Source organism: Paenibacillus sp. cl130 (genome assembly GCF_900116035.1).
Lineage (GTDB): Bacteria > Bacillota > Bacilli > Paenibacillales > Paenibacillaceae > Paenibacillus > Paenibacillus polymyxa_B.
The window spans coordinates 111314-137642 of sequence record NZ_FOYG01000002.1; the positions used below are offsets into that span (position 1 = coordinate 111314).

Consider the following 26329-nt stretch of genomic DNA (forward strand, 5'->3'; position numbering starts at 1 on the left):
ATCTAATTACCTTTCACACGTACATCTTCAAAACGAGCGCTGTTATTGGGAAGCACGACCAGGCCATCAATGGAAGAACGAACACCTTTCAGAATATCCGGATAATAAAGCGGGATGTAAGGTACCTCGTCTGCAAGGATTTGTTGAAGCTTGGCGTAAATTCCCGCACGTTCTTCCCCATCAGGTGTTTTTTGCCCCTCGTGCAGGAGCTTGGTAACTTCATTGTTCGTGTAATGAGTCCAGTACGACTTGCTAAAGCCTTCCGGATCTGTCTGGAAAGCGAGGATCGAGTTGGCTTCTGGAGAATCCGCCTGTCCGCTGTTGATCATTGCCGAAAAATCATAGGCAAAGAAACGCTCGCGAAATGAGGCCAACTCAACAGATTCGATTTGAATGTCTATGCCGATCGTTTTGGCGGCCGCCTGAATAATCTGTGCCTCCTGAGTTCTTGAGTTGTTACCAGAGGCAATGAGCAATTTTGTAGAAAACCCATTAGGGAACTTTGATTTTGCAAGCTCTGCTTTGGCAGCGTTCGTATCAAAGCTGAGCGCTTTAATCGTATCGTTCGTGTTGTAGGGAATGGCTGGCGGCAAAAGCGAATTGGCTGGCTTTGCGAAACCAAAGGTAACCGCATTGGTCAATCCATTACGGTCAAGTGCCAACGCCAACGCACGGCGAACGTGCACATCCGAAAAATGCTCGTCCAGGGTATTGAAGAACAATTGCTCTGTCACCCAGCTTCCATTGGTCGCCACTTTGGTATCAGTTCCTTGTTTTAATTCATTTACATTTTCAAGAGCTACAGACTCAATAGCGTCTATCGCGCCAGCCTTCAGCTGGTTAATCGCTTGGCTGTCATCTTCAATGAGCTTGTAGACAAGTTCATCGATATATGGCTTGCCTTTCTGCCAATAGTATTTATTTTTGCTGAAAGTAAGATCACCGGCAGAATCCCATTTCTTAACGACGAAGGGACCGGTACCGACCGGATTCTTAAAGAATTCTTTTTCCGAGACACCACCAAAATCCTTTGGAAGGATGCCATTGGAGAAATTCGAGAGTTCAGAAATAAACGGCGTATACGGCGCTTTAAGCTTAATTACAAGTGTTTTTTCATCTTGAGCCGAAAGCGAAGCCACCTGTGCCGCTATTGCAAGAGGACCTCCTACATTCAAATGACGCTGAATTGAAAAAACCGCGTCCTCGGCAGTAACTCCTTTGCCGTCTGAAAATTTCAAGCCATCGCGTAAAACAAAAGTATAGGTTAATCCATTCGCGCTAATATTGTGCGACGCCGCAAGCCAATCCACAATTTTTCCATCACCGTTAAAGGCAACCAGCGGCTCAAATACTTTGTCGATAGCAAAAGCATTATTTGATGTAATCTGATTATGCAAATCAAACGAGGTTACGGAAGCCGGGCGGCCATATGTAAAGGTTCCCCCTTCCGCGGGTTGATCAGCGGTTGTGCTTGGGTTAGTTGCGTTTGTATTTTTATCTGCATCATTTTTGGAGCCGGAGCATCCTGCCACGAGAACCAATAAAAGAAATGCTAAAGATCCAACCAAAAACGGTTTCCTAAAAGATACAATAAGTTTGGACATCCCATTTTCCCCTTTTCTCCAATAAAACATATTGTTTTAATATGAATAATATTATGGATGAACCCATTTGCCATGTCAAACAGAATTAAATACCATAATTTATAAAATCAAAGATAAAAGTAAACATAGGGATTTTCCAGCTTGTGAACACATGGAGTTCATATGGGATTGGGAATTTCATTATATTATTGTATAATCAGTCTATGAAGTAATAGGTAAAGCTTATAAGACGACAACCATTATAAAATCGTATATAAAAGGGGTTTAAAACTCGATGGAATTCAGACAACTTCAATACACCCTGCAAATTGCAGCGGAAAAAAACTTCTCACGCGCAGCAGAAAAACTGCATATTGCTCAGCCCTCTTTGAGCCAACAATTGTCCAAACTGGAAAAAGAACTTGGGGTACTTCTATTTCAACGCAACACCAGCACGGTGGAATTAACACATGCAGGAGCAAGCTTTGTGGAAAAGGCAAAAAAAATAGTCGATGCAGTTGAGCAGCTCCGGCAGGAAATGGACGACATTTCTCAACTGCGAAAAGGGAAGGTTGTGGTTGGCAGTATGCCCATCACAGGTTCTCATTTGCTGCCGCATGTGCTGCCTGTATTCAAGAAAGCTCATCCGGACATTGAAATCGTGTTGGTCGAGGATTCATCCATGAATTTGGAGAAAAAAACTGCCAGTGGGGATACAGATCTCAGCCTGCTATCTCTTCCATTAGTAGAACCTACACTTTCCTATGTGCCGATCGGTGAAGAGTGGATTGATCTTGCCGTTCCTCCAGGTCACCCCCTAGCCCTGCGTAAAAACGGAGACCATCCGAAGCCTGTGCATATGGAAGAACTGAAAGATGAGCCTTTTGTCGTTCTGAAAAAAGGGCAAGGCTTTCGCAAGCTGACGATGGATTTGTGTCATCAAGCTGGCTTTGAACCCAATGTGGTGTTTGAGAGCACTAATATGGAGACGCTCCAATCGCTTGTAGCGACAGGTATGGGAGTGACACTCGTCCCCCGTTTTATCGCCCGGGCCGCCAGCAGCGAGTTTGTTCCAGCATTATTGCCACTCGCCGAACCTACCCCTAGCCGTACCCTAGCCATTGCCTACCGAAACGGACGTTATTTGTCTAAAGCTGCCGAAGCCTTTATTGATACCTTCCGAGAAACGGTCGAGCAACTTTCTCAAAAGTAGCTTCAAATGTGAAAAGGACCGTCTTCCTCCTCAGCCAAAGCCAGAGAAGAAGACGGTCCCGGGGCTTCGCCCCTATGCTTTCAATACTTCATTTATTTTACGGGTTCGATTACACTGTTGCGATGTTGCTTCCATCTGTCCTTAACGAACCACATTTCATGTTCATTTGAATTTCATGTCAGCCTCGCCTGATTACTTTACGCTTGCTCGGAAACTCCACTTTATCCATCCCGCATCACTTCTTTCCTTAAGGTCTCTAGCCTTGGTCTCCCAAGATGTCCTACCTCAGTTCCAATGTGCTGTGTGATCCCAAAGTGCCTGTCCTCGCCTTTTTGTGATCAGGGTCTCCCTAAATCTGGTGGACTTTTATCCTGATCATAGCCCATTTCATAATTGTTTCCGACAACCTGTCTATTTAAGCCTCTCGGCCGTGACAGGCCATCCCTATTCGCCAGTTCGGATCTACTTTGGTTATCCATCGTTATCAACCTCCTGGTGTCGGGATACTATTATAATACACCTATGGGCTGTATCTGAAACAGGTATCGGAAAACTTTTTTATTATCGAGAAGAACCAAATGCTTGCTGTACCTCGGCTTCACTCACTTGTGTTTTAAAGACCAATTTCGAAGGATCTTGAGGTGAATAAATGACCTCTATAATACTTCCCTGCTGCAGCTTGGATAGTTGGGAAGAAAAAACAACCTTTTGCGTGGTTACATTAAATGTATCGCCGTTGTTTTTCGTAACACTCAGCGTAAATTGAAGCTTAATTTTATTAGGTCCTGCTTCCCCCATGGGTGTAACATCCAGCACCTTCGCATATGCCTGCTTACCGGTTTTGGCAATTTCCATCAGCTCAGGCGATACGCCCTGCTTGACCATTTGCTCATTCATTAACGCTTGCAAATCCGTCTGCGACACCTGGCCTTTCAGGTCAAGTCCTACTTTCAGTTTATCTTTCTCCGATACGACCAACGGAATGATCGAGCCTGGCTGAAATTGAGCCATGGAAGTCAAAGGAATAATTGTCGTCAAAGCAGTATCATATTTGTCTTCTCCATGTTTGGTTACGGTCAACCCGAGCTTTACCTGCGGCTGACTGTTTACATAAGTCCCTGTTAGCTGAACACTTGTAATAATCCCAACCCCAGGAACACCCTTCTTAACCTTACCGCCTTCAAAAAACACACCTAAAATTCCAGGTAGAAAAATAAGCGCAAAGCCTATATAAATTAACGGCCTATACCACGGGGCATCCATAATCACAAATGGATCATCCCATAAATAGTTAGCCAAAAATGGTGAGAAGCCTACACCAAACACCATAAGTACCCCGATAATACTCAAAAATCCTTTCATCCTCCAAAACCCCTTTTTCAATCATCTGTTCAAATTATATGTCAGCAAGAAAGGTGAAACGACCTGCTCATTTACACTGTCACCAGACCCATATAAATCAGCTCCGATGGATTTACCGGATTGCTCCCCAGACCCACCGTATCTCCAGGTCGCGGAATTTGCAGCTTGGATACGAGCGTTTCCAACGTTTTTGGATATCGATTACCGTTTACTTCTGTCACATCTAGCATTAGCACCACAATCGGATCAAAATTCACGAGCTTCCCGGTATCTGTTACCGAAATAACAACCGCAGTCGCTGCCATCGCCAAACCACCGTTAGCCGCCGATTGAGCTTGTCTTGCCGAGTTTAGGCTTTGGTTAATCTGTTCCCGATGCTCTTTGGGTACCAAACCTTTCATAAATAATCCTGACAGGCCTTTATTCATCAGTTGATCTGCTTGTTCTATCGCATCCTGCTGTTTTTTCTTTTTCCCGAATAAGTTCATCATGTGGTTGCACCTCGTATTTTGTATTGTCGTTCCTTATGAATTCAGTATAAAAGAGGGTATATGGCATCACAATACGTTTTGGCGCATACAAAAAAACCGAAAAAACAGGAGCTTTAACCTGTACTTTTCCGGTTTATTTTGAACTCTGGGACGGTTTACACAAAATTTTGCACACTTTGGAGTATTCTTTCGCACGATCATCCGATAGTTTTGTGAAAAACGAGTGAATTCAGGCTATTTTTTACGCAAAAGATAGACCAATTTGCGATAATACGCCGATGATTCTTTATAACGACGACTGTCCTCGGACACAACTGCCAGCGTTTCATATAACTGTTCAAGCCGCGCTGGATGCTGGAGAGCTTCAAAATAAGGCAAGCATTGCAAGGCATGCATCCAAAAGGCGTCCTGATTCCCTTGGGCAAGCGCCAGTTGGCTTTCATAAAAATCAAGCCCCATTTGCTGATCTGTTGTCAGATTTGTTTTACGCAGTTGATCCAAATGCTGTGAGAGAAGCCCCCAATTTTTTCGCGCAAACGCAATCTCACAGCGATAAATTAGCGTAACGGGCAGCATCATCTGCTGCATTTCCTCCCGCTCCCGGCTCACCAGCGCTTCAAAACGCGCTACTTCCTCCAAAGCCTTATCCAGCTCGCCAATCGATGTCAGCATAATAATCCGGTTGTTCAGAATGGTCGTGAGCATATCTGCCGCATTTTCTAAATAGACCAAATTGGCCTCAGCCATAGAGAGCGTTAACAGTGCTTCCTGCACAGAACCCATGGCAAAACAATATCCGCTGTAAGCCACATACAGACCCGTCAAACGGTGAAAAAGCCGATCATCATACACCCTGCGCATCGTCTGCTCGAATACCTGCTTCGCCTGATCAAATTGCTTGACCTGAATACAGGCCTCCATCATAATGTTTTGCGCATTCAGCCAGTTTTCCGTCCCCTCTTCCACTAGACGGCTTAGCTGCGTAACGTTATTCAGCACATCATAATAATGATTTTTCGAGCGAAAATACTGGATTTTATAAAATAAAATTGCTTTTTTTAGCGGTGCGGGCAGCTCCACCTCATCCGAACGACCAAACTTCTCCAAATAAAAATTCAAATAGGTTTGATGTAAATATTCATAGGCCGTTGGGTCATTTAATTGCTGATAATAAACGGCCTTCATCAAATAAGTCGTCATTTCCACCACAAGCGAATCGTTGCGATCCTCCAGTAGATCCACATAGCTTTCCGTGGCAGGATTAGCCAGCTTGGACAGCTCTGTGAAAATCTTATCCGCTGTAGCCAGCGTCTCCTCATCCTCTGCCGCTGCACGCAAGAGGTAGGATGGGTTTACACCTAAACGCCCAGCAATTTGCTCGGCCAAATCCTCTGCCAACGGATAACGGTCAGCCAGTATATTTGCGAAATGTGCTGGTGTCACCAGCCCGTCTACCAGCTCTTTACGGGACAGATTTTTCTTTTTACACAAAAATTCAATGCGTTCCTTAAGCATGGAGTATTCCTTTCTACACTGATTATCGGTCATACAGTGAGGGACGCCGATCTTCAAACACCGGAATACGACCACGTACGTCCTGCACTAAGGCAGACTCAATCGTTCCTGTGATGATCCCCTCCTGCTCTCCGCCCTCAGCAATGATTTCTCCCCATGGATCAATAATAAGCGAATGCCCGAAGAAATCAGTATCTTCACTGCGACCTACCCGGTTACAAGCAATAACATACATTTGATTTTCTATAGCACGTGCGGTTAGCAAGGTACGCCAGTGATGAAGCCGGGGATGAGGCCATTCTGCGGGTACGATCAGCAAATTTGCGCCCGACAGGGCCAAACTACGGGCTAGTTCAGGAAAACGAATATCATAGCAGATCGACGCACCTGCCCGAATCCCGCCATCCAGTGCGAATAAAACCTTTTCTTCGCCAGGCTGCAAATATTTTTCTTCATCCATAAGTCGGAATAGATGAATCTTGGAATACGAAGCAACCTCTCTGCCTGTTCGGTCAAAAACGAGCATCGTATTATACACATGACCGTCGCTTTTTTTCTCTGCGATCGACCCAGCTACTACGTTCACTTCATGGGTGGCAGCGAATGCTGCTATCCATGCCCGAGTCTCCGTCCCTTCCTTGTCCGCCAGCTCATGAATGCGATCTAAGGCATAGCCTGTGTTCCACATTTCCGGCAGGACAATCAGATCCGGCTTCAGTTCGACTTTCATCGCTTGTTCCATTAAAGCTCGGATATGACTGCGGTTTTCCGGGGGATTTCCTATCTCTATGTGAGCTTGTATGAGTGCAACACTGAACGGCTGAGCTTCCTGATACGTCAAAATCCTTCATCCTCCTTGTGAGCCAGAGCTTCCCGCGACCCATTGTCCGGTATTTTCTCCCATCATAGCCCGATCAGTCTGGATTACGCAACCATGCAAGCTTAATTCCTCCTATACAACTCGGTAAAATCGTGATAGATTATTTCTTAAACTATTCCAAAAGGTCGTGTGAATTGATGACTCATTTTTCTATTCCCTCCGCTGACGTCATGAAACAGTTACCCACTCAATTTTTTGCCACACTTGTACAAAATGTAAACCGTGAAATCGCGGCGGGGCATGATGTCATTAATCTTGGACAGGGGAACCCCGACACTCCCACTCCTTCTCATATTGTAAAAGCTTTGCAGGAATCAGCGGATAATCCGCTATATCATAAATATTCGCCATTTCGTGGTTACAGCTTTCTCAAGGAAGCCGTTGCCCAGCGCTATCAGGAGGATTACGGTGTGACGCTCAACCCTGAAACCGAGGTCGCCATCCTGTTTGGCGGAAAAACGGGTTTGGTTCAGCTGCCGCAAGTCTTACTCAATCCCGGGGATGTGTGTCTCGTCCCTGATCCCGGCTACCCGGACTACTGGTCTGGTGTAGCCTTGGCTAAAGCGGAAATGTCTTTTCTCCCATTAAAAGAAGAGAACCGTTTTCTGCCCGATTATGAAGCCATTTCCGAAGAAGACCGCCGCCGCGCCAAGTTAATGTTCCTTAACTATCCGAATAATCCAACCTCGGCAACGGCTCCACTTTCCTTTTACGAGGATACAGTTGAATTCGCGCAACGTAACGGTATTGTAGTTGCCAGTGATTTCGCCTATGGCGCTATTGGATTTGATGGCGAACGTCCGGTAAGCTTCCTACAGGCTGAGGGTGCTAAAGAGGTGGGGATTGAGTTCTATACCTTGTCCAAAACGTACAATATGGCGGGCTGGCGTGTTGGTTTCGCGCTCGGTAATGCCGAAATCATCTCGATGATTAATCTGCTGCAGGATCATATTTATGTAAGCTTGTTTGGCGGCATTCAGGCAGCGGCGGCGACAGCCTTGACGGCCTCGCAAAACTGCGTAGGCGAGCTGGTAGCCCGCTATGAATCACGCCGTAACGCTTTTTATGATGCACTTGGGCAAATAGGCTGGAAGGCGACGCGCCCAAGCGGCTCCTTTTTCAGTTGGTTGCCTGTGCCGCAGGGCTATACTTCCACTTCTTTTGCCGGTCTGTTGTTGCGGGAAGCCAAGGTGGCTGTCGCTCCAGGGATTGGCTTCGGGAGTGGCGGCGAAGGATATGTGCGAGCGGGACTACTGAGCTCAGAAGCTCGACTGACCGAGGCGGCTGATCGAATTGGCAAGCTAAACCTGTTTGGTTAAGCCGTATTTTCCAGCTACAACTTCTTTGCCAAACCTGGTCTTTTCGTGGTATTCTGTATCCAATATCATTTAGCGCGTTGAAGGGACTATTAAGAGAGACTCGGTCCTGTTCAGAGAGTAAATTCCGATAGGCTGCAAGAATTTACCTGGACTCTCTCCCAACTCCTATCCCCGAGCGCCCTGCGCAATCAGGCGGTCCCTGCCGTTAACAGGTTTCAAGTGGGATGATCATGAATCATCAATGAAGGTGGTACCGCGGAAGCACAAACTTTCGTCCTTTGCATACAAAGGATGGAAGTTTTTTTGCATTAAAAAGAGTAAAATTAAGGAAGTGGACGTCTTGTCAACACGAATCGTCATAAAAATCGGAAGCAGCTCTCTAACTGGAGTGGAAGGTGGCTTGAATCGGGAAGCCATCGCTTATTTTGCCCGGGAAATCAGCTTGCTACGTGCAAAAGGTCATGAAGTGCTGCTGGTTACATCAGGTGCAGTAGCCGCCGGATTCAGAGAGATTGGGTACCCGTTTCGCCCTAAGCTACTGCATGAAAAGCAAGCGGCAGCGGCTGTTGGCCAAGCTCTTCTCATGCAGGCCTATGAGCAGGCTTTTAAAGATTTTGACCTAGTGATCGCGCAGGTTCTACTGACCCGTAGTGACTTTTTGAGCCGCAAACGGATGAATAATGCCGGAATGACCGTAGAAGAATTGCTGCGCCAGCAGGTTATCCCGATCTTTAACGAAAATGATACTGTATCGATTGACGAATTGAAATTCGGCGATAATGATATGCTGTCCGCGCTGGTTGCCAATCTGGTCAAAGCTCAGCATCTGATTATCATTACGGACACCGATGGCGTATATACGGCAGATCCGCGCAAGCATCCGAATGCCGTACGTTTTGAACGTATCGAAGAAATTACAGAGGAGATTTATGCATTAGCTGGAGGTTCTGGATCGTCTGTAGGTACTGGCGGCATGCGATCCAAGATCGAAGCTGCCAAAGTCGCTACACGCGGCGGTGTGCCTGTATATGTGGGACGTGTAAGCGCGAATGGCGATCTAAACGCAGCCGTCGAAGGACACGGACCGGGAACTTATTTTGACACTCACCTCTCTTCACTTCCGATGAAAAAACAGTGGCTTGGATTTATGTCCACCCCTCTGGGCGCGGTGCATGTAGACGAAGGGGCCGAGGAAGCGTTGGTTCACGGAGGACACAGTCTACTTCCGGTTGGCGTACGACGTGTCGAAGGCAGCTTTCATGCCGGAGATGTCGTTGAGGTGCTCGGACCGGAAAATAAAGTTTTAGGACGCGGCATCGTCAATTATGACGATGAACAGCTACGAATTGTACAAGGATTATCCAGCGGCGAGGTTGTGGGCAAAATCGGTCCCATTCACCGGCTTGAGGTGATCCACAGGGATGAATGGATTACATTATGTATGTAGGGAGGCCGTAACATGAGTGATTTAACGACTAACACAGCTACAACCGAGGAGAATCAGTTTAGCGAAGTACGAACCAAAGCCAATCTTGCCAAAAAAAGTGCCGGGGTCATGAACCGCCTGACTACAGCACAGAAAAACGAAGCATTGCTTGCTATGGCTGAAGCTCTAGTAAATCATACTGAAGAGCTGATTGCAGCAAACCATAATGACCTGAAACATGGACGGGAACAGGGAACATCCGAGTCGCTGCTCGACCGCCTCAAGCTGACCGAGGACCGAATCGGAGCTATTGCCGAAGGATTACGCCAAATTGTGGCACTGCCTGACCCGGTCGGCGACACCCTTGAGCAAATTGAACGTCCAAACGGTCTGAGAATTGAGAAGATACGTGTGCCGCTGGGTGTCATCGGCATCATATACGAAGCGCGTCCAAATGTAACCGTGGATGCCGCGGGCCTGTGCTTGAAAACAGGCAATCCGGTTGTGCTACGCGGTGGTTCAGCCGCCCTCTTCTCCAACCGCAAGATTATCGAAGTACTCCAGCAGGCACTAGACGCAACAGCTGTGCCACGCGAGGCGCTTCAACTTATTGAAGATTCAGACCGTGCCTCGGTCAACGAAATGCTCACCTTGAACGGCTTGCTGGATGTAATTATTCCACGCGGCGGGCGTTCACTCATTCAAAATGTTGTTCAGAACGCTACCGTACCTGTCATCGAAACCGGAGCTGGTGTATGCCATACCTTTTTGGACGCTACAGCGGATGCAGCAATGGCCGAAGCGATTACACTGAATGCCAAGGTGCAAAGACCGTCCGTGTGTAACTCGATGGAAACATTGCTCGTACACTCGGATTATGCAAAAGCACACTTAACAGGATTGGCAGAACGCTTTCGTGATGCGGGGGTTGAGCTACGCGGCTGTGCACGCACACGAGAATTGGCCCCTTGGGCTATTCCTGTTACAGAAGAGGATTACGGCACCGAGTATAATGATTACATTATGAACATCAAGGTCGTAAACAATTTGGACGAAGTACTGGAGCATATTGCCCGTTACGGTACGATGCATTCTGAGTGTATTGTCACCGAGGACAAAGCCCATGTCGAGCGTTTTCTGCAAGAAGTGGACGCGGCAGCCGTGTATCACAATGCATCCACTCGCTTCACGGATGGCTTCGAGTTTGGGTTTGGTGCCGAGATCGGAATCAGCACACAAAAATTACATGCCCGCGGCCCAATGGGATTGCCTGCCTTGACTTCAACCAAATATCGCGTGTACGGTACTGGACAAATCAGGGAATAATAACATAAATCAATCTGTATCCTTGGAGGTTATGAATCTATGTGTGAATCACAAACAAAGGTTTTAATTAATGAGCAAATTACATTTTTCGGGGCAGGATCAATGGCAGAGGCTATTATTCGCGGAATGACGGCTCGTTCTGTCGTCAAACCTAGTGGTATTACCGTCATCAACCGCAGTAATCAGGCTCGCCTTGAGGAACTTCAAAAGCAATATGGAGTCTTGTTCCAAACTGAGGATGCCGCCAAAACCGAGCTTCTGCGTCGTTCTCCGGTCATTGTGCTTGCCATGAAGCCCAAGGATGCTGCACAAGCACTTGGGCAGCTCGGCCCACTTCTGTCTGATGAGCAGCTGATTATTTCGGTAATCGCAGGATTGTCCATTCGTACGATGCAAACGTTGCTGGGTCGCAAGCAGCCGATCGCACGGACGATGCCCAATACATCCAGCTCAATTGGGCTGGGAGCCACAGGCATTAGCTTTTCCAAGGAGATCAGCGAAAACCAGCGTAAAAACGTGCTTACGATGTTCGAATCTGTAGGTACGGTAACGGTTATAGAAGAAGAGAAAATGGATGTTTTGACCGGGATATCTGGAAGCGGCCCTGCTTATGTCTACTACCTGATGGAAGCCATGATTGCCGGGGGAATCCGTGGTGGCTTGACCCCTGAGCAAGCGCACGAACTAACGGTGCAAACCGCGCTTGGAGCGGCACGCATGGTGCAGCAAACCGGAGAGGAGCCTTCTGCCCTTCGCCACAAAATCATGTCTCCTAATGGCTCTACGGTAGCTGCATTGGAAATGCTGGACAAAGGTGACTTCTACGAAACGGTGATTGCGGCGGTGCAGCGGTGCGCTGAACGATCCCGCGAGATGGGAGCTGTACTTAAGGAGGGAATTGAATGAGCTATTGCTTGGCGACCTACCGGGTATACGATGACAAAGCCGATTTTAACCAAAAGGCCCAATCTATTGCCATCGGCATGACGGTGGGCAGCTGGACTGAGCTCCCGCAAGCCAAACGGGACGCGATGCAAAAGCATCTTGGCTCGGTTCATTCTGTGGATATTTACGATGGAGGTCCCGGTGAACGGTACGCGGACCTGACCATCGCTTACCCGGATGTCAACTTCAGCCAAGACATTCCCGCTCTGCTGGTCACAGTCTTCGGCAAAATTTCGATGGACGGCCGAATTAAGCTAACGAAGCTGGGTTTCTCGGAAGCATTCCGCTCTGCTTTTCCAGGACCGAAATTCGGTATCAGCGGCTTGCGCGAACAGCTTGGCGTGTATGATCGTCCCCTGCTCATGAGCATTTTCAAATCTGTAATTGGCCTCAATTTGGACGAACTTCGTGAACAGTTTACCCGGCAGGCTCTCGGTGGCGTTGATCTGATCAAGGACGACGAGATCTTGTTTGAAAACGCGCTGACGCCGATTGAAAAACGTGTCGAAGCCTGCATCAAAGCCGCCGAAGCGGCTGAGCGTGAAACCGGTAAAAAGCTGCTGTATGCCGCTAATTTAACGGGGCCGACCTCGCAGCTTAAGACGCAAGCTCTCAAGGCCATTGATGCGGGTGCCAACGCGTTACTGTTTAACGTGTTGGCCTACGGTTACGATGTGCTACATGAACTTAGTAGCGATCCTGCCGTCTCGGTGCCGATTGCAGCCCATCCTTCGTTGGCGGGAGCTGCTTATCCATCGCCGCATTATGGTATTTCGGCGTCCGTCCTACTCGGTCAGCTTATGCGGCTGGCTGGCGCTGACCTCGTCCTCTTCCCTTCTCCCTACGGCTCAGTGACGATGCCGCGTGAGGAAAACATGGCGATCCGCGATGAGCTGATCACCCCTGATCTACCGCTGAAGGCCAGTATGCCGGTCCCTTCCGCAGGGATTCACCCGGGCCTCGTGCCGTTAATTGTACGTGACTTTGGTACTGACGTTGTTGTCAACGCTGGGGGCGGGATTCACGGTCATCCGCTGGGTACAGAAGCTGGTGGGCGCGCCTTTGTGCAGGCGATTGAAGCGGTACAGCAAAATGTCCCTCTGGCAGAATACGCCCGTACTCACCCCGAGCTGCAATCTGCGCTCGACACATGGGGAGGTGAACGATGAGCACAGCGAAGAAGCCTGTCATTTTTTGCGATTTTGACGGGACAATTACGAACAGCGACAATATTGTCGCCATTATGAAGCATTTTCAACCTACAGGCTGTGAGCCCATCATGCATCAGATCGTAAATGGGCATACATCCATTCGTGAAGGCGTAGGTGCGATGTTTGCCCTCATGCCTTCGGAGCAAAAGGACGAAATTATCTCATATGTACTTGGACAAGCTGGTATACGCGAGGGCTTTGCACGCTTTTTGGGCTATGTACGAGAGCAGCAGATTCAATTTTTCGTCACCAGTGGCGGCATTGATTTTTTTATTGATCCATTGCTAAAACCCTTCGATATTCCACACGACCACGTCTATTGCAACGGAGCGGATTTTTCCGGGGATCGCATCCAGATTACTTGGCCGCATCCATGTGAGGAACCGTGTACAAATGATTGTGGCATGTGTAAAACGACTGTGATTCGTCAATACCCTTCCGAACAATACGAACGGATTTTGATCGGCGACAGCCTGACCGATTTTGAAGGAGCTAAAATTGCCGATCTTGTGTACTCCCGTTCGCATCTGACTTTAAAGTGTCAAGAGCTTGGCGTACCACATGTACCCTTTGAAACATTTGATGACATTATCGAGGATTTAAAGCAAAAACAGGAGCAAGGGGTGCTGTAAATGAGTTTTAACTTGGCAGACATTTCATTGGAAGAAAAACGCCGCGCACTGGAAGAACTCGCTGATGTCAAAAAACTATTCGCATCTCGCAACTGGTTCCCAGGCACGAGCGGTAATTTGTCGATCCAAATTGGTGACTTTCATCCCGAACAATTTTATTTTGCAGTCACCGCCAGCGGCAAGGATAAAACCAAGCGTACTCCGGAAGATTTTCTATTCGTAGACCAGTACGGAAAAGCGGCAGAAGCGACAAACCTCAAGCCAAGCGCAGAGACGCTTATACATTGTGAAATTTACCGCCTAACAGGCTGCGGAGCCGTTTTTCATGTGCATACCGTGTTTAACAATCTGATTTCCGAATATTACGGTGAGCAAGGCGCTGTACCTATCCAAGGTATTGAGCTGATCAAGGCTTTTAACATTTGGGAAGAAAATGCTGCCATTGATATTCCTGTGCTGCCTAATTACGCGGATATTGCCTCGATTGCCAAGCTGGTACCTGGTGTGCTGAATGATCAGGTGCCTGGAATTTTATTGCGTAACCACGGCATTTATGCGTGGGGCCGTGATGTATTTGAGGCTAAAAAGCATTTGGAGGCGTTTGAATTTTTGTTTGAAACGACCTATCGCTCCCTGCTGCTGAAAACTTTGAAGTAAATAAACTCATAAATATCAAAGATGCGTATCCTTATTTGTAAAAGTGGTCATTGAATATCGAGAACGGAGCCTAAGCGATAGCACAGGAACGTTCTCTTTTTTTATAATAAGGGTATTTCTATTCTACTAGCGACATAAAAGGAAATATGATGAATAAGAATCCTCCTGATATAATTTGGATATGCTGTAAAAAAACGCCCCCTATTGGGGACGCTCCAGCGTGAATTGCTCTCCTAGCTTCGCATAGTTGTTCCCAGCCAAACGACTTACTGGACGCAACTCCTTAGCAATCACATACGTATTTTGATACGCTTCCTCGGACAAATGATACTGCACTACGCGTCCGATTAACAGATCACAGGCAGGTGTGTCCTCCTGACCTCCCAACGGTATAACCTGTTCCAGAATACATTCCATACGTATTTTCGCTTCTGCCACACCGGGAACTTCGATTTTTGTACTTTTGACCGGGGTAAGGCCTGCCAGTGTAACCTCACTCTCCTGCGGCAACAGACGGGAAGCCGTCACATTCACCGCTCCCACATTGTCCTCGTCTGTGATATGTACGACAAAAGCCTTATGCTCCATCGCATTACGTGCTGTATCTTTGGGTACTCCATCAACACGTTGTACGGATACAGACAGCAGTGGCGGTTCAGAAGCTACGATGGAAAAATAACTGAACGGCGCACCATTCAGCACCCCTTCGCTGCTCAAAGTCGTTACAAAGGCTACCGGCCTTGGGATGATACTTCCGGTCAACAGCTTATAATTTTCACGCCCTGTAAGCGTGTCAGGATTCAACGAAATCATTTTTCTCCCTCATTTCCGATTACAATCGCTATTCGACTGCACATCATCAAGTTTCGCCTGATAAGCAAATGCACCATTAGTTAGCGACATGGATGACATCTCAGGCTTCCCTTTCAGTATCGCGTGAATGATACGAAATGTAAAGTTGGAGCCGGAAGATCTCCCTATTTTTCAATTATATTTCCTCGGCTATCGCGCACAGTAACCGTAATTCCCTCAGGTACAGCAATCGTAACATCAAGCTGCTGCTGAGTCTGCATAAACCGTGTCGGAATTTGACCCAGTAATACATACAAGGTATCGCCGATTTGCTTGGTCTGATATAAATCTTGCCCCTTTATTTCGTCCTCTTTGCCTGTGTATACATAACTCCCGAACACATGCACCTCCGGTGAGGTGGTTGCATCAATTTTGACCGCATAAGGATCTTCTCCCTGTACAATCACCTTGGTCACTCCGGCAGGCAGTTTTTCATGCCAGTCTGGGAGAAGCCTTGTTTCCTGAACCGAACTCATTATTTCTCTGACTTGCGGAGTGATCCCCAATGAACTGACCAAGGCAAATCCGATACAGCAAAAAACCAATACCGCCGTAATAAACATACTGAATAAATCATAACGAATGCGCTCACGCGTCCCTTTCCAAGCAGTATACATTAAAATTTCCAACCCCAGCAAAACAAAAACGACAGGCCACCAGGTCAAAGCCTGGTCCAGTATGCCCGCTCCCCAAAACTTGGAGGCAAACGTTATGCCCCCCAGCAGGACGAGGAAAAGTCCCATTGACAGCCTTCCGACTTTCCACACCCCTGCCGGAGCGTTTGACGCTTTAGAGGAACTATTTTTGTTAGACGATGTACCAAATATACCTGTGGAGCCTCCTCCATCGCCATGAGGATGATGGGCTCCCTTAAAGGGAGCCTCACTCTTTGAAAACTCAGTATCCATTCTATTGCTTCTCCTTTACTCGTTTAGATTTGGAATTCCCGATCATCATCCAAATACCACCGCCAATCAACAATAAGGATACGATAATCGTCCGTAGATACATGTCAACCAAATTATAAATCTCTCCATTCGGAAACAGACGATCCAGAGTAGGAACTAGTACGTTGATTAAGATGTAATAGGCGCCCAGCAATAGCAACCCCAAGCCCACCCAGCGGTGATATTGTGCAAACATACCGATCACAGGCTTGTCGATCAGCGGCTCCCGTCCATAACGGCTTACTTGCTGCAACGCATCAAAAAAGCTGTAAAACCAAACCACCGGAATCAGGAACAAAAAGAGTGAAAGATGTAGCACGTCCAGTACATAGATGCCTCCTAAAAACAGAAGCATAAGCTGGAGTCCACGCTTTTGCAAACCGATATACATATGTCCAGCACCGGGAAATACCGATAAAATGGTAGCCAGCATTTTACTCCGCCGTCCCTCGACTCTTCCATGCTCCAGTTCCTCAAACAAAGTCCGGTCCTGAAGCATTTCTCCCGCTTGTTTGCGATGTACATGCTGCACCGCATCAAACATGCAATACAGCCAAATGATCGGCAGCACGCCCGCAAACGCCAAAAATCCGGATTCGTTTGTAATGCTGGTAATAAAAACGAGGATCGCTCCAAAGCCAAAGAAAGATAGCAGAAAAGACAAACCACGCTGCATCAGCCCCAAATGAAGGTGTCCCAATCCAGGAATGAACGACAGCAAAATCGTAAAAAAGCGTTCATTCTCCGATCCTTTTTGAAAAGCAGGTGATCCTGCCATACCATAGTGTCCTTGTTGATAATGGTTATAGCCCGGGCCATATCCCATTCCTGCTCCCGGTGCATCCGCGTCTGTTGCCCCCTCCGGTACCTCTCCCGTTGAACCTGCATGTCCATAAGGCCCACTTTGCGAGTAATAACCATATGGATTGGGTCCTGCATGTGGGGGATATGGAACAGCAGCTGCACGAGAATCATAACGCAACAAGCTAATAATGATATGCAGCATACTCAGCCCCCAAAAAAGAGCGGCAACAAACATACTGGCCAATAAAGGTAATTCGTCTCTTGAAACCACTGAAAAAAATAATCCTCCCGCCAGACATCCGAAAAACAAAATGGTGTATACAAACGCATTGGCTTTTCTGGTCCAGTAATAGTGACCCACACCGGGAATGATGTTCAATAGAAATGCCAAGAGCTTGCTTCTTTCCGTATAAGGCATCGCTACACTTCCTTTCTATTTATGGGATTTAATAAAGTCCCCATTTGAAGGTTGTTGTTTGAGTTTTTTCATCTCAGCCTTTATCCGATGATTTAGGGCTTTAATTTATCGAGCCAGGTTGTTGTAGCTCGCATGACCTCTTCACTGTAAGAAACGCGTTCTTTTGGAGGAATCGGCTTTCCATCTGTTTGCGGCATCATTTTGTCAAAGGCTCCACTGGACAACAAGATCAACGTTAGGCTTGCGGCGACAACGTAGTGAAACACAGGTTTTTCAAACCAGCGGCGTTTTTTAAACAGAACTTGATTCGGTTCAGCTTCTATCTCGGGAAGAACGGCCATTACCTGATCTGTGAAGCGCTCCGTATCCATCCAGGCAGAATAATCTTTCATAGTTGACTCCAGTTGCTCCAGTGCGACAAGATATAGCATCAGCGCCTGTTCGTCTTCCAGCAGGAGCTTTTCCAGCCGGGCAGACTCCTCTATCGTGCAAGTTCCTGCAATGTAAGCATGCCAGTCATTCGATTTCCCTTCAATCCACGGTTTATCCTGTTGGTCAGTCATTGCCATTCCTCCTCCTTCCAGTGGTTTCGAATCCATAGACGCGCCCGATAGAGCCTCGACTCTACTGTTTTTAAAGCTACCTGCGTCTCTTCTGCAATTTGGTCGTAGGTTTTGCCCTGCATATAATAGGCTTGAATAATATCCCGATGTTGCTGGGGCAACTGGGCGATTTTTTGCGATAGTTCTTCAATTTGCTCCTCGCGAATGAGACGAGCCAGCACATCCTCATCCCGGGAAGGGAGCTGTACAAGGGATTGTGCGACGTCTATAAGCTCTGCGGGTCGTCTGTCCTGTTTGCGCTTAATATCCAGCGCTTTGTGGAGCGCAATTCGGCTCAACCACGTTTTAAATCCTTCGTTCCGGTACTGGGGGAGAGACTTGTACACCTGAACGAATGCCTCCTGCGCGGCATCTTCTGCTTCCTTGCTGTCATGCAGTACCGAATAGGCGACATGAAATACATGCTTGCTGTACAGCTCTACGATCTCACGGAACGCCTGCCGGTCACCGGACCGTATTCGTTCAATGATTCTCTCTATATCAATGACGCTCTCCCCCTTCCCAATACTATAGACGCCAGGAAATTTCCTTCCCCTGCATATTTCGAAAAAAATATTTAAAAAGGACACACCCTCCTGACGGAATGGTGTGTCCTCTATCATTAAAGCCTATTACTCGCTTTCATTTCGGCTTAGTTCACGCGCACAGGCGATATTCCAGATTGTTCTCATTGCACATTAGCCAATTTGCAGTGACAACCTCGATACATAAGTCTACTGCTTAGCCTAAAAGGCTTAGACCGATATATCAATTGCGTCCGCCACCACGGAATCGCTGGGCGTATTCTTTGGCATCCTGTGCATTACGAACACGGTTTCGGCTCCACTCCAGCAAAATACGGTCTATATACCGGAAATGAACCTTCCCTGCAAATACCGCTTCCTTCAAAGCCAGCAAAATCAGCTCCTCGGGATACCGATCCTGATCCACCCAGCTGGTGATCGTCTCGTATTCCATCGGTGATAATGGCCGCCCGAATTCTTTCTCAAAAATCGTAAACAAATTCCGTTCTTCTGTAAGCGGGGATTCTGATATTCCATTCAGTAAATCCGGCTTTCCGGCAAACAAAATGTCATCTTCATCATGCTGCTCGTTACGCTCGGCGATCATACATTCTGCCAACTTACGATACAGCCCCGTCAAATTGTAACGTTCGAATTGTACGGATGAACTGCGGTCTTCTACGGAATCGATTCTCAAAAATCCTTCTTTCATGAGCTTACTGAAATAGAGTGCGATTTCGTTCGCAGTACATCCGATACGGGTCTGCAATTGTTCCCATGTCGGAAATTCATTACGTTCCGCTTGTTTAAAGGCAAGCAACTGCATCAGTAGCAGCATTTCACCATCTGTCAGCCGAAGTGTCCGATAATGCTTGAGCAGGGCATAGGGAATCTGGACCATTCCGGCTTCCATAGCAAAGGCTACTCCCTCCGCCCATTCTGCCGCTGATGTCTTGTCGAATGATCCGGTCATCGGTTACGGATACAAACGATACAGCATACGTGGGAACGGAATCGTTTCACGTACATGATCGAGTCCACAAATCCATGCTACTGTACGCTCCAGGCCCAGTCCAAAGCCGGAATGCGGAACGGTACCATAGGTGCGTAGATCCATATACCATTGGTAGGCTTCACGAGCCAAGTTATGCTCGTTAAAACGTTCTTCCATCAATGCTGGATCATCAATCCGTTGGGAACCCCCGATAATTTCGCCATAGCCTTCAGGAGCGATCATATCGGCACACAGAACAACCTCTGGACGGGTTGGGTCTGGTTTCATATAGAATGCCTTAATGTGAGTTGGCCAATGTGTAATGAACACAGGTTTGTTATATCTTTCAGCAATCGCCGTTTCATGAGGAGCACCAAAGTCTTCGCCCCATGGGATATCGAAACCTTCACCTTGAAGGAAGGCAATCGCCTCATCATACGTAATACGTGGAAATTCGCCTTGAATTTGCTCCAGCTTCGAAACATCGCGTCCGATTGTTTCAAGCTCCTTCGCACAGTTTTTCAGGACAGATTGCACGATATGGCTTACAAACTGCTCCTGAACGCGCAAGGATTCTTCATGATCCACAAAAGCCATCTCAGGCTCGATCATCCAGAACTCAATCAGGTGACGACGTGTTTTGGACTTTTCCGCACGGAAAGTTGGACCAAAGGAATACACTTTGCCCAGCGCCATTGCCGCGGCTTCCATATACAACTGTCCGCTTTGTGTCAAATACGCATCTTCATCAAAATATTTAATGTGGAACAACTCTGTTGTACCTTCTGCAGAGGAAGGAGTCAAAATAGGTGGGTCCACCTTCGTAAAGCCGTTGCCGTTAAAGAATTCCTGTACAGCACGGATAATTTCCGCCCGTACGATCAGAACAGCACGTTGCTTGGCGGAACGCAGCCACAAGTGACGATGATCCATCAGGAAATCTACACCATGCTCTTTGGGTGTAATCGGGTAGTTTTCGGTCAAATGAATAATTTCAATGCCTGTAACCGTTAATTCAAAGCCCGATTGGCTACGCGGTTCTTCACGCACCACTCCAGTAACGTAAAGGGAGCTCTCTTGAGTCAAGGATTTGGCGTCATTCCAAATATCCTCGGACACTTCGCTTTTCACGATAACCCCTTGAATATACCCGCTACCATCGCGCAGTTGCAGGAACTGAATTTTACCACTAGATCGTTTATTGTTTACCCAAGCGCCGATTGTAACCGTTTCCCCTACATGGCGGCCCACTTGGGCAATCGTACTTTTATTCGTCATGACCGTCTCTCTCCTCTTAACCGAAAATCAAACAGCCCTTCCCCCTGGGTCAGGCTGTTTGCTCTCGCTGTTTGGTGCATGCGGAACTCAAACAATAGTCCGCATGCATAAAGTTTACACTTTCGAACCGAACTACTGAACCAAACGGAACGTGTCGCGGGCAATAACCAGTTCTTCGTTCGTTGGAATGATCAGTACTTCTACCTTTGAATTTGCAGTTGTAATCCGACGAGGCTCGCCAGAACGAATAGCATTCAACGATTCATCCAGCTCGATACCGAGGAATGTCAATTGCTCCAACACTCTCTTACGCAGAACGATGGAGTTCTCGCCTACACCTGCTGTAAATGCAATTACGTCTACCCCGTTCATTGCGGCAGCATACGATCCAATGTATTTGCGCAGACGGTATTCATACATTTCGAATGCCAATGTAGAATTAGCTTCGCCTTTTTCCATACCTTCTGTGATTTCCCGCATGTCACTGCTGATACCAGAGATAGCTAAAAGTCCACTATGCTTGTTCAACATGGAATTGACTTCATTGACAGTCAATTCTTCTTTGTTCATGACATAAGGTACGATTGCTGGGTCCAAATCACCACTACGAGTACCCATCATAAGACCTTCCAATGGAGTCATACCCATGGAAGTATCAACAGACAAACCGCCTTGAACTGCTGTTACACTACCACCATTACCGATATGACAAGTGATAATCTTCAGGTCTTCCAAAGGACGACCAAGGAATTTGGCGGCTTCCTTACTTACAAAATCATGGGAAGTGCCGTGGGCACCGTAACGACGAACCTTATACTTATTGTACAACACTCTTGGAATGGCGTACATATAAGCTTTTTCAGGCATAGTTTGATGGAACGAGGTATCAAATACCACAACCTGTGGTACATCTGGCATATTCAATTCAGCCGCTTTAATCCCCATCATGGAAGCAGGGTTATGCAGTGGCGCCAGGTCAAACAAGCGACGGATTTCACTCTTCGCTTCAGGCGTTACAACTGCTGACTGTTTGAAGATTTCGCCTCCATGAACCACACGATGGCCCACAGCCTGAATTTCACTAGTACTGGAGATTACACCATGTTCAGCATCTGTGAGTACGTTCAGCACTTTACGGATGGCTGTAGTATGTTCCAAAATCTCGCTAACTTCAGTGTATTCTTCTTTATTGGTTGGCTTATGCGTCAGAATGGAGGAATCCATACCGATGCGCTCTACCAATCCTTTTGCCAGAACGGACTCGTCCGTCATATCATACAATTGGTATTTCAGGGAAGAACTCCCTGCATTGATTACGAGAATTTTCATATCCGGTCACCATCCTTGTCGTACTTAAAGAAGCCTTCGCCCGATTTCACGCCCAGATTACCTGCACGCACCATTTTCTTCAGTACGATGGACGGACGATATTTCAATTCGCCGAATTCACGGAACATACGCTCCAGAGCAGCCAAAACGGAATCCAGACCAAAGCGGTCAGCCATTTCCAAAGGGCCGCTTTGGAAGTTATATCCGATTCGCATAGCGTCATCGATATCATCAGCGGAAGCCACGCCTTCTTGAAGTACATGGGCCGCTTCGTTAATCAGCAGACAGATAATCCGGCTTGTTACGAATCCAGGAGATTCATAAATCATGACTCCTTTTTTCTCCACTATCTCTTCCACGAACATTTTAGTGTTTTCAAATGTATCGTCCGAAGTTTTCAAACCACGAATAATTTCTACAAGATCAATACGGGATACTGGATAAATAAAGTGCATACCAATAACACGCTCAGGATACTTGGTCGAGCTAGCAAGCTCGGTCAGGCTCAGCGTGGATGTATTACTTGCAAGAATAATATTGCTTGGACACACATGGTCTAGCTCTTGGAACACTGCTTTCTTCTCGTCCAGATTCTCTGTAATAGTCTCAATGACCATATCACAGCTGCCGAGCTCCGCCAAATGAATTACTTTTTGAATACGGGATAAGATCAATTTTTTCTCAGCTTGAGTAATTGCCCACTTTTCCAGTTGTTTGTCCAGACTCGTTTCAATCATATTGTAGGCGTAGTCTAGTTTCTCTGGTGTCTGCTCTACCAGCAGCACATCGATTCCTTTGGACGCGAGCATTTCAGAAATCCCCTGTCCCATGGTGCCGCCGCCGATGACGCCGATTTTTTTAAATTGCATGATTCTTTACTCCACCCTTTCCTGGTCACTCTCATATATTGTATCCTTCTTTGTCGAAAAATACATGTTTATGTCCCAATAGATAATAATATCTTAGCACGGACTAAAAGTAAAAAAAAATAACCAGCATAAAAAATTATGCTGGTAATAAAGCATTTTCACTAAATTGACATCTAAATTGGTCTCCAGACAGAGTTTCTTCCTTCATCAGGATGTCAAGTGAGTTGTCGAACACAGGACGATGCTTTTCCAGCAGCTCCGAAGTTCGGGTATGCAGGTCAGCCATTATCTCGCCATTTTCCCGCATGAGTTCTTCTTTGGTTACCATTTCCATGTTAATAATGCCAAGTGAAGTCAAACCGGAAGTCATCATCGTATGGACGATGTTCAGCGCCTGCTCAAAATCATTACTTGAGCCGGTACTGCGACCGCCATAGTACATTTCTTCCGCCGTAGCCCCTGCGAGCGAGATCATAATTTGCTCCTCCAGGAACTGCTTGGTGTATAAATAATGCTCTTGCTGTGGATTGTGGCGCACATAGCCAAGCGCTTTCCCACGAGGGCTAAGTGCTACCTGGCTTACGCTACCGGGACGAACAATTTCGGCCATAATAGCATGTCCTAGTTCATGAATCGCTACACGTTTTTTCTCTTCCAAGGTCGATTCTCGGTCTGTCTTTTCACCCATCATCACTTTGTCAATCGCCATCGACAGATGCTTCTGCGCAATCATTTTCTGATCCTGTCTCATCGCATAGATTGCCGCTTCATTCATCACGCTCTCCAGCTGTGCGCCGGAAAACCCGTAAGATTCCTCAGCAATTTTGTCCAGATTTGCATCTTCCTGAATCGGTTTGTTTTTGGCATGAATTTTTAGAATATGAAGACGGCCCTTCTTGTCAGGCAGATCCACTTGAATATGACGATCAAAACGCCCTGGACGCGTTAAGGCGCTGTCCAGCATTTCTTTACGGTTTGTTGCCGCAATGATCAAAATCCGCGGTGTATCTGCGGAATAAATACCATCCATTTCTGTCAGTAACTGATTCAAAGTCTGATCATATTCTCGTTGCTGTCCACCCTCACGTTTACCACCAATTACATCGATTTCGTCAATAAAAATAATTGCATTTTCCTTCTTTTCCTTGGCTGCACGAGTACGCGCCTCCCGAAACAACTCACGGACACGACCCGCTCCAACACCAACGTACATTTCAACAAATTCACTACCTGAGGCTGCAACAAATACAGAATTAGTGTAGTGTGCCGCTGCCTTCGCCATCAGCGTTTTTCCTGTTCCCGGAGGACCAGTGAGCAAAACGCCTTTTAATGGACGGATACCAAACTTGGAAATTTCATCATGTCGATTCAAAAAATCCAGGGCCTCGCGCAGTTCCTGCTTAGCGCTTTCTTGCCCACCGATTTCCTCAAAAGTCAGCTTGTCCGGACCATTTTTTTTACGTTTACGCTCTTGCCCAGCACCTACGGCCAAACCGCCACGCGCATGCATAAGCATTAACAAGCCGCTGAGCATCACGCCAGCAACCAGAAGAGGGATAATATTTACCCCAATAAAAACGAGAAATATAATGGTTACCGGCACAATGCCGATTAATATTTCCTTAATCCATCTAGGCATTAGGCCATACCCCCATTTGCTGAGATTGACGTGGCAAAACGATAAACTTGGTCGCTTTACCTTCGCTGAGTCGGATATAGACATTGTTCGAATCCATGTCGGTATCAGCTTTGATACCCGTCTTTTTCTTTTTCATCTGCTCAACTGTAGATGAAATTTGAGTATACTTTTTATTTTCCATCGCTTCGGCCACAGGAAACATAGCCTCAGACCACCATTGATTCAGTGCTGAATTGGAACGATCTGCGATATCCAACTTAATGGTGCGGCTGCCAATGATGGATTGTCCTTTTTGCTTAACCACATCGACCAATCTGGCCACATCCGCCTGCGGTTTGAGATCTAGTTTCAATACAACCTGATCCTGTTTAATATCTATTTGAGCGCTTGTCACGCCTGGATATTGAGATACCAGTTTTTCCAGAGGACTTTGCATTGTAACCTGACGGTAAATGAACCATCCCCCAAATAGCAGCAAAGCTGCCAAAACTGCCGCCACAACGATAGGAACTGCACGCAATTTCAAACAACATCCTCCTCTCAAAATGTAAAACCCAGAAGAAACGGGACGAATGTCAACAAACAACCAAATTGCATGATCTTATAGTGATCAGCAATTCTTTTTTCTATCATTTTTGTCTATCACTTATAAAATATAGTATATCATAACGTATATCTAATATCGAAGGCAATGTGTGGAGGAGTTGTGATGAGGCAAAATCTTTGGTTATGGTGGAGGCGAGACGCTGCGTGTAGGATTTGATCTTACGATCACTGTTGCCCGCCACAAAGATGAATTTGACCTAGGAGAGAAGATGGATAGGTAAAGATGCTTCACTGGCTTTCAGCCAGCTTTACGGCATAGCAAAACTAAAAGACGTAAATACGAATTTTTTCGTATTTACGTCTTTTTCTTGAGCTTTTAATCATTTACTAGTCATTCATTCCACATTTGCCAATCCTCACACCAGCTCAGTTATTGGGCAAAGTATATTTCACACCCGTCGCTACCCCATCTGAGAAACGATAAAAGGTGTAGTAATGATGACTTCCATCATCGTAAAACAACTGCCACACATATTCGCCATTGAACACACTCGGCTGAAGCCTTACAATTTTTGCACCTGGAAGCTGCTGCTGAATTATTGCCGTCATTTTTTGCTCATCGACTCCGTTCTTCAGCAACTCGGTGTGAACACCGCTATTATCTGCGGCAGGTACGTTAGGTTTTCCTTCCACTTTTTGAAAAGGAACCCACACCATTATATTTTCATTCTGTGCATTTTTCCCTTGAACCACCCAATATACCTGATCCCACACAGACTTCCATGTTTGAGTCGTGCTAACCAGACCACCTGATTGCTTGGCCTTAATGATAGCGGCATTTTCCTCAGCCACCTGGTCTTGAGTAACATAGGAATAATACCAGAAAATGCTGATCAGGATCAGTATCACGGCCAAAATGGCGACCGCTATCCACTTTTTCTTATTTTTCAAACCCGTGCTTCCTCTC

At 46.7% G+C, this 26329-nt stretch carries 26 protein-coding genes; 8 read left to right on the forward strand and 18 right to left on the reverse strand.

What is annotated here, in order from left to right:
* Positions 1-2: 2 nt before the first annotated feature.
* Complete coding sequence (locus tag BM358_RS06835) at positions 3-1604, reverse strand: ABC transporter substrate-binding protein (RefSeq protein ID WP_023989110.1); 1602 nt, start codon at positions 1602-1604, stop codon at positions 3-5.
* Positions 1605-1878: 274 nt separating this feature from the next.
* Here BM358_RS06835 and BM358_RS06840 point away from each other — a divergent pair, with 274 nt between their 5' ends.
* Positions 1879-2796, forward strand: a complete 918-nt coding sequence (locus BM358_RS06840) for a LysR family transcriptional regulator (RefSeq protein WP_023989111.1) — start codon at positions 1879-1881, stop codon at positions 2794-2796.
* 338 nt (positions 2797-3134) lie between these two features.
* Here the strand turns inward: BM358_RS06840 and BM358_RS26400 are convergent, their stop codons facing one another.
* From BM358_RS26400 to BM358_RS06860, 5 genes are all read right to left on the reverse strand, one after another.
* The gene (locus BM358_RS26400; RefSeq protein ID WP_023989112.1) at positions 3135-3275 is read right to left on the reverse strand and encodes a hypothetical protein; all 141 of its coding nucleotides are present in this window, start codon (positions 3273-3275) and stop codon (positions 3135-3137) included.
* 82 nt (positions 3276-3357) lie between these two features.
* The gene (locus BM358_RS06845) at positions 3358-4158 is read right to left on the reverse strand and encodes a hypothetical protein (RefSeq protein ID WP_028540667.1); all 801 of its coding nucleotides are present in this window, start codon (positions 4156-4158) and stop codon (positions 3358-3360) included.
* A 71-nt stretch (positions 4159-4229) separates the two neighbouring features.
* Entirely contained in the window at positions 4230-4649 is a 420-nt protein-coding gene (locus tag BM358_RS06850) for a hypothetical protein (RefSeq protein ID WP_028540666.1), read from the reverse strand.
* 234 nt (positions 4650-4883) lie between these two features.
* Positions 4884-6164: a helix-turn-helix domain-containing protein gene (locus BM358_RS06855; RefSeq protein ID WP_028540665.1), complete on the reverse strand. Its 1281-nt coding sequence runs from the start codon at positions 6162-6164 to the stop codon at positions 4884-4886.
* A gap of 22 nt (positions 6165-6186) precedes the next feature.
* Positions 6187-7005, reverse strand: a complete 819-nt coding sequence (locus tag BM358_RS06860) for a carbon-nitrogen family hydrolase (protein ID WP_028540664.1) — start codon at positions 7003-7005, stop codon at positions 6187-6189.
* A gap of 176 nt (positions 7006-7181) precedes the next feature.
* Between BM358_RS06860 and BM358_RS06865 the strand changes: the two genes are divergently transcribed.
* The 7 genes from BM358_RS06865 (at position 7182) to BM358_RS06895 (ending at position 14560) form a co-directional block, all read left to right on the forward strand.
* Positions 7182-8363: a pyridoxal phosphate-dependent aminotransferase gene (locus BM358_RS06865; protein WP_028540663.1), complete on the forward strand. Its 1182-nt coding sequence runs from the start codon at positions 7182-7184 to the stop codon at positions 8361-8363.
* A 241-nt stretch (positions 8364-8604) separates the two neighbouring features.
* Positions 8605-9810 (forward strand): glutamate 5-kinase, encoded by a 1206-nt coding sequence (proB, locus tag BM358_RS06870; protein WP_028540662.1) that lies wholly within the window; start codon positions 8605-8607, stop codon positions 9808-9810.
* A 12-nt stretch (positions 9811-9822) separates the two neighbouring features.
* Entirely contained in the window at positions 9823-11115 is a 1293-nt protein-coding gene (locus BM358_RS06875) for a glutamate-5-semialdehyde dehydrogenase (protein WP_028540661.1), read from the forward strand.
* A 39-nt stretch (positions 11116-11154) separates the two neighbouring features.
* Entirely contained in the window at positions 11155-12021 is an 867-nt protein-coding gene (gene proC / locus BM358_RS06880) for a pyrroline-5-carboxylate reductase (protein WP_028540660.1), read from the forward strand.
* A complete protein-coding gene (locus BM358_RS06885; RefSeq protein WP_028540659.1) occupies positions 12018-13229 on the forward strand; it encodes a 2,3-diketo-5-methylthiopentyl-1-phosphate enolase in 1212 nt (403 codons plus the stop codon). The genes proC and BM358_RS06885 overlap by 4 nt, the downstream gene beginning before the upstream one ends.
* Entirely contained in the window at positions 13226-13903 is a 678-nt protein-coding gene (locus tag BM358_RS06890; RefSeq protein WP_028540658.1) for a 2-hydroxy-3-keto-5-methylthiopentenyl-1-phosphate phosphatase, read from the forward strand. Before BM358_RS06885 ends, BM358_RS06890 begins: the two co-directional genes overlap by 4 nt.
* Positions 13904-14560, forward strand: a complete 657-nt coding sequence (locus BM358_RS06895; protein ID WP_028540657.1) for a methylthioribulose 1-phosphate dehydratase — start codon at positions 13904-13906, stop codon at positions 14558-14560. It begins immediately after the preceding gene.
* Positions 14561-14761: 201 nt separating this feature from the next.
* On the opposite strand, the gene BM358_RS06900 is transcribed toward BM358_RS06895, so the two are convergent.
* The 12 genes from BM358_RS06900 to BM358_RS06955 all read right to left on the reverse strand — a co-directional run bounded on the left by BM358_RS06900 (position 14762) and on the right by BM358_RS06955 (position 26313).
* On the reverse strand, positions 14762-15373 hold the full coding sequence (locus tag BM358_RS06900) for a flavin reductase family protein (RefSeq protein WP_028540656.1): 612 nt from the start codon (positions 15371-15373) through the stop codon (positions 14762-14764).
* Between the two features lie 164 nt (positions 15374-15537).
* A complete protein-coding gene (locus BM358_RS06905; RefSeq protein WP_028540655.1) occupies positions 15538-16320 on the reverse strand; it encodes a hypothetical protein in 783 nt (260 codons plus the stop codon).
* 1 nt (position 16321) lies between these two features.
* Positions 16322-17581, reverse strand: a complete 1260-nt coding sequence (locus BM358_RS06910) for a hypothetical protein (RefSeq protein WP_028540654.1) — start codon at positions 17579-17581, stop codon at positions 16322-16324.
* A 92-nt stretch (positions 17582-17673) separates the two neighbouring features.
* On the reverse strand, positions 17674-18144 hold the full coding sequence (locus BM358_RS06915) for a hypothetical protein (protein WP_023989126.1): 471 nt from the start codon (positions 18142-18144) through the stop codon (positions 17674-17676).
* Positions 18141-18806, reverse strand: coding sequence for an RNA polymerase sigma factor (locus BM358_RS06920; protein WP_025723108.1), 666 nt, complete (start codon positions 18804-18806; stop codon positions 18141-18143). Before BM358_RS06920 ends, BM358_RS06915 begins: the two co-directional genes overlap by 4 nt.
* Positions 18807-18951: 145 nt before the next feature.
* Positions 18952-19680, reverse strand: coding sequence for a DnaD domain-containing protein (locus tag BM358_RS06925; RefSeq protein ID WP_049828339.1), 729 nt, complete (start codon positions 19678-19680; stop codon positions 18952-18954).
* 3 nt (positions 19681-19683) lie between these two features.
* On the reverse strand, positions 19684-20979 hold the full coding sequence (gene asnS / locus BM358_RS06930; RefSeq protein ID WP_013310674.1) for an asparagine--tRNA ligase: 1296 nt from the start codon (positions 20977-20979) through the stop codon (positions 19684-19686).
* A 132-nt stretch (positions 20980-21111) separates the two neighbouring features.
* Positions 21112-22308, reverse strand: a complete 1197-nt coding sequence (locus BM358_RS06935; RefSeq protein WP_023989129.1) for an acetate/propionate family kinase — start codon at positions 22306-22308, stop codon at positions 21112-21114.
* Positions 22305-23177, reverse strand: coding sequence for a 3-hydroxyacyl-CoA dehydrogenase family protein (locus BM358_RS06940; protein WP_023989130.1), 873 nt, complete (start codon positions 23175-23177; stop codon positions 22305-22307). The genes BM358_RS06935 and BM358_RS06940 overlap by 4 nt, the downstream gene beginning before the upstream one ends.
* Positions 23178-23313: 136 nt before the next feature.
* Positions 23314-24816 (reverse strand): AAA family ATPase, encoded by a 1503-nt coding sequence (locus BM358_RS06945; RefSeq protein WP_023989131.1) that lies wholly within the window; start codon positions 24814-24816, stop codon positions 23314-23316.
* A complete protein-coding gene (locus BM358_RS06950; RefSeq protein WP_023989132.1) occupies positions 24809-25342 on the reverse strand; it encodes a hypothetical protein in 534 nt (177 codons plus the stop codon). Before BM358_RS06950 ends, BM358_RS06945 begins: the two co-directional genes overlap by 8 nt.
* 446 nt (positions 25343-25788) lie before the next feature.
* On the reverse strand, positions 25789-26313 hold the full coding sequence (locus BM358_RS06955; protein WP_028540652.1) for a cell wall elongation regulator TseB-like domain-containing protein: 525 nt from the start codon (positions 26311-26313) through the stop codon (positions 25789-25791).
* Between the last annotated feature and the right edge of the window lie 16 nt (positions 26314-26329).